This window comes from Hydrocoleum sp. CS-953 (genome assembly GCF_002260545.1).
In the GTDB taxonomy this organism is placed as follows: domain Bacteria; phylum Cyanobacteriota; class Cyanobacteriia; order Cyanobacteriales; family Microcoleaceae; genus Trichodesmium.
Genome location: NZ_LGSU01000718.1, coordinates 1 through 4363, shown reverse-complemented (window position 1 = coordinate 4363; position 4363 = coordinate 1). Strand labels below are relative to the sequence as shown.

Annotated in this window: 4 protein-coding genes and 1 pseudogene; 1 reads left to right on the top strand and 4 read right to left on the bottom strand. The window is 36.2% G+C overall.

Annotated elements, in window-relative coordinates:
* The 4 genes and pseudogenes from AFK68_RS08435 to bioB all read right to left on the bottom strand — a co-directional run.
* Positions 1 to 202, bottom strand: a 202-nt coding sequence (locus AFK68_RS08435) for a signal peptidase II (RefSeq protein WP_210407301.1), incomplete at its 3' end; no start/stop codon positions are given.
* 99 nt (positions 203 to 301) lie between these two features.
* Positions 302 to 886, bottom strand: coding sequence for a biotin transporter BioY (locus AFK68_RS08430; RefSeq protein ID WP_094672347.1), 585 nt, complete (start codon positions 884 to 886; stop codon positions 302 to 304).
* A gap of 294 nt (positions 887 to 1180) precedes the next feature.
* A pseudogene (locus tag AFK68_RS34715) lies at positions 1181 to 1359 on the bottom strand (biotin synthase BioB); the annotation flags it as partial.
* Between the two features lie 19 nt (positions 1360 to 1378).
* On the bottom strand, positions 1379 to 2485 hold the full coding sequence (gene bioB / locus AFK68_RS08425; protein WP_094672346.1) for a biotin synthase BioB: 1107 nt from the start codon (positions 2483 to 2485) through the stop codon (positions 1379 to 1381).
* A 426-nt stretch (positions 2486 to 2911) separates the two neighbouring features.
* Here bioB and pstS point away from each other — a divergent pair, with 426 nt between their 5' ends.
* Positions 2912 to 3997: a phosphate ABC transporter substrate-binding protein PstS gene (gene pstS / locus AFK68_RS08420; RefSeq protein WP_094672345.1), complete on the top strand. Its 1086-nt coding sequence runs from the start codon at positions 2912 to 2914 to the stop codon at positions 3995 to 3997.
* The last annotated feature ends 366 nt before the right edge of the window (positions 3998 to 4363 follow it).

Here is a 4363-nt window from a genome sequence, read left to right as displayed (position 1 = left end):
CACCATTACTAAAGAGACTAAAAGCTGCTCCAGTATTAGTCACATAAGTAAAGTGAAATACACCAGGCCATAAAGCCAGACTTTCTTCTAGTTGAAAATTTTGTACCACCCAAAACTTAGTGAGATGGTCTAATACAATGCTGATAATTGCAACTATCCAGAATAAGGGATTTTTTTTTAAACGTAATTTCAAATTTAACAATTACTATAATTTAGTTAGATTTACTATACAATTTAAATTTAGCAAAAACTTTTTATATGTACCCCCTACTCCCTACTCCCTACTCCCCACTCCCTATTTTTAATAAAATAGTAAACGTCTTAGAAAATAAGCCATAACTGCCACAGCACATATAATTCCTAGTTGTCCTGGTAAAGGAAAAATAGAATATCTAAAAATACCTTCAAATAAAGATAATGATTCTATATTTCTCCAGCCGAAAATACCACTAATAATTAGATAAGTTAACCCAGTTACATGAACACTCAACAAACCACATAAACAGCTAAAAGCCAATGATTCTAATTTAGGATATTCTTGAAAAGCTAAATTTCCACATATCCAAGCTCCAGGAATAAAACCTAATAAATAACCGAAACTAGGTTCTCTCAAATAACCAATACCACCACCTTCACTAAACACAGGTAATAAAGTTATACCTAAAAATATATAGGCTATTTGAGACATAACAGCAGCATTTTTTCCACCTAAACAACCTACCAATAAAACAGCACCAACTTGGTAAGTTACTCCTAAAGAAAAAGTTTGAACTTCTTGCTGTTCCCAAATCCAAGTTGGACTAGCAAAAGAAGCAGGTAAAAACGTCGCAGCAATTGTCAACAGTAAACCTGTAATTGCCCAAAGTAATTCTACAGTAATTGTCATTTCAGTTATTAGACATCTCCATAAAAGAGGGAAAAGGGATAAATAATTGATAATTTATGGATTATAATTGATTTGATTTGGGATTTTTGGAGATGTCTATTAGAAAGTTATATTACTATCCAAAACCTATTGCAAACATTCAGATTTTAGCTGTCAGTTCTCAGTAATAATACCCTTCCTTAAGAACCTATGCTTTATAAACACCTTTACTTAACATAAAACATGAAATGGATATTTTGGTAGAGTAAACGTATTGAATTAGAGGCTTTTCCGTAATTTTGCTCCCCTACTCCCCTACTCCCCTACTCCCCTACTCCTTATAGGAGTTTCTCCACCCTGAAGTCCCAGAGATTCTAACATTGCTTGATCTTTTTCCGGAGGTTGACCAAGAGTTGTCAGATAATGGCCAATTAACATAGCATTAATACCAGCCTTCAAACCCAAACCTTGCAACTCTCCCATCACTGCTTCTCNTTTTGCTCCCCTACTCCCCTACTCCCCTACTCCCCTACTCCTTATAGGAGTTTCTCCACCCTGAAGTCCCAGAGATTCTAACATTGCTTGATCTTTTTCCGGAGGTTGACCAAGAGTTGTCAGATAATGGCCAATTAACATAGCATTAATACCAGCCTTCAAACCCAAACCTTGCAACTCTCCCATCACTGCTTCTCGCCCTCCAGCATAACGAATAATTTGTTCTGGTAGGATAAGACGAAAAATAGCGATCGCCTTCAAAGCATCATAAGGGTCTAATCTTGGCAAATCACCCAAAGGTGTACCTTCACGAGGATTTAACAAATTCAAAGGTACAGACTCAACCTCTAACTCTCGCAAAGCTAAGGCCAAATCTATTCTATCTGCCCAAGTTTCCCCCATGCCAATAATACCCCCAGTGCAAGCTTGAATACCTGCTGCTTTGAGGTTTTTCACAGTTTCAACTCGGTCATTCCAGCTATGAGTCGTAACAATTTCCGGGTAAAAATTCTCAGAGGCTTCCAAATTATGATTGTAGCGAGTTACTCCTGCCTCTGCTAATGCTTGAGCTTGTTCTTCCGTTACTTCTCCCAAAGCACAACAAGGCTTAATATTAGTCTCAGCAATAATTTGTCTTACTGTAGCCAGAATTTGCTCAAACTCTCTAGACTTAGGACTATCATACTTAATACCCCTACCCTGAGAAACCAAACAAAATCTTCTAGCTCCACCTGCTTCTGCCGCTTTTGCCTGGGCCAAGATTTCCTCAGTAGATTTGAGGCCATAAATAGGGGAAGCTTCTCCAGGATGATGAGCTGACTGGGAACAGAAGCTACAATTTTCCGAACAGCCTCCAGACTTGACATTAATGATGCTGCACAAGTCTACTATATTACCACAACAAGATTGACGAACTTTATCCGCAGCTTCACAGAGTAAAAGTATATCTTCTTGTTCTGAAATCTGAGTAAGTGTCATAGCCTCTTCTCGACTAAGACGATAACCAGAAATAATTTGCTTGGCTAAATCATGGAGCCATTGCTCTAACTTCTTTTTCGTCTCTGGCAAAGATAGGAAATCTTTGGTATTTGTGTTTGTATTGGTTGATAGGGGTGCTTGAACCACGGCGAGCCTTTGTACTTGAGGTAACTTTTAATATCGTCCAGATTCTACCATCTTTAGCCCTTAATTTCCATACCATTAACTTAAAAGTAGTTTTCAATCAATATATTTAATAAGACGGTAGAGAAGTTACAAAGTCAAGATAACNCGTCCAGATTCTACCATCTTTAGCCCTTAATTTCCATACCATTAACTTAAAAGTAGTTTTCAATCAATATATTTAATAAGACGGTAGAGAAGTTACAAAGTCAAGATAACCGTAGATTGCCATCCTCAAAATACTACCCACATTCCTTTATTGATTTTAACAAAAAATAAAATTTCTTAACTTTTATTTGAGATTTTCTTAACCTATTTTTAACCTAAGTATGTTCAACTGTGATTTAACTGTTGCTTTTGTTTAAAATCAATATCAGACTTTAAATACTTATGACACTTAGTATAAAATTTAGTCAAATAATTCGTAATACTTATAAAGTATCTTTAGTAGCCTTAACAGTTGGTTTAGCTACTACAGTTGCTGGGGTAAAGTACAGTCTCGCTCAACAAAAAGTCAACCTTGTAGGTGCAGGTGCATCTTTTCCAGCTCCTCTATATCAACGTTGGTTTGCTGATATGAGAGATAGTCGTTCTGATATTGGGGTAGATTATCAATCAGTTGGTAGTGGTGCTGGTGTTGAGAGATTTACTCAAGAATTAGTAGATTTCGGTGCTAGTGATGTGGCAATGAAAGATGATGAAATAGCCAAAGTTGGCCGAGGAGTTATGATGCTGCCTATGACTGCGGGTAGTATTGTATTAGCTTACAACGTACCAGGTGTATCGGATCTAAAATTATCCAGAGAAGTGTATGTAGATATCCTTTTGGGTAAGATTACCAAGTGGAACGACTCAAAAATTGCTGCTATTAATTCCGGTGTAAATTTACCAAATCTACCAATTACTGTAGTTCATCGTTCTGATGGTAGTGGAACTACAGGAGTGTTTACCAAGCATCTAAGTGCTATTAGTCCAGAGTGGAAACAGAAAGTAGGAGAAGGTAAAACTGTTCAATGGCCAACAGGAATAGGTGGTCAGAAGAATGATGGTGTAGCTGCTGGAATTCGTCAAACTAAGGGTGCTATAGGTTACATTGAGTTTGGTTTTTCTAAGAATGCTGGTCTTCCTACTGCAGCTCTGGAAAATAAATCTGGTCAGTATATTAAGGCTTCTTTAGAGTCTGCTAAGTCTACTCTAGCAGCAGTAAAATTACCTGGAAATCTTCGTGCTTTTATTAGTGACCCTGAAGGTGGTAATTCTTATCCTATCGTTACTTATACTTGGATGCTGATTTATAATCAATATCCTGATACAGCTAAAGCTCAAGCTATAGAAAAAATGATTGAATATGGATTAAATGAGGGACAAAAGGTAAGTGCTGATTTAGGTTATATTCCACTACCTGATAATGTTCGTCAAACAGTTGCTGCGGCAGCGGATAAAATTAGCTCTGGCTATCAAATTAGTTTGAAATAATTCGTAGTAAAAACTAACTTAACCCTTCTTAATGTATACATAGAAAAGAAGGGTTGATTTATTGATTTATCTTGAAAAAAAACGTAAGCATTCAGCGGTCAGCTATCATCTTCATTACCTTGAAAAGAGGAAAAACTAATTGAGATATTTTCAAGAATTAAAAGTATGGTTCAATAATTAACAATTAATAATTAGCTCTTCTTATCAAGAAGGGGATTGTCGCTAAAGGATTTTTTTTCTTTTTTCTCCATTCATGTAGAGGCTTTATACTTGAATTTTTCATTTTTCGGTAAAATTCTATCAGTTCATTTTAATATTCTATCGAGCATTTGTTGATTAAAAAGCTGTTTGTGTAGCATTCTATCC

Coding starts and splice junctions, on each gene's coding strand:
- pstS (WP_094672345.1), top strand. CDS start 2,912: ATGACACTTAGTATAAAATTTAGTCAAATAATTCGTAATACTTATAAA.
- AFK68_RS08430 (WP_094672347.1), bottom strand. CDS start 886: ATGACAATTACTGTAGAATTACTTTGGGCAATTACAGGTTTACTGTTG.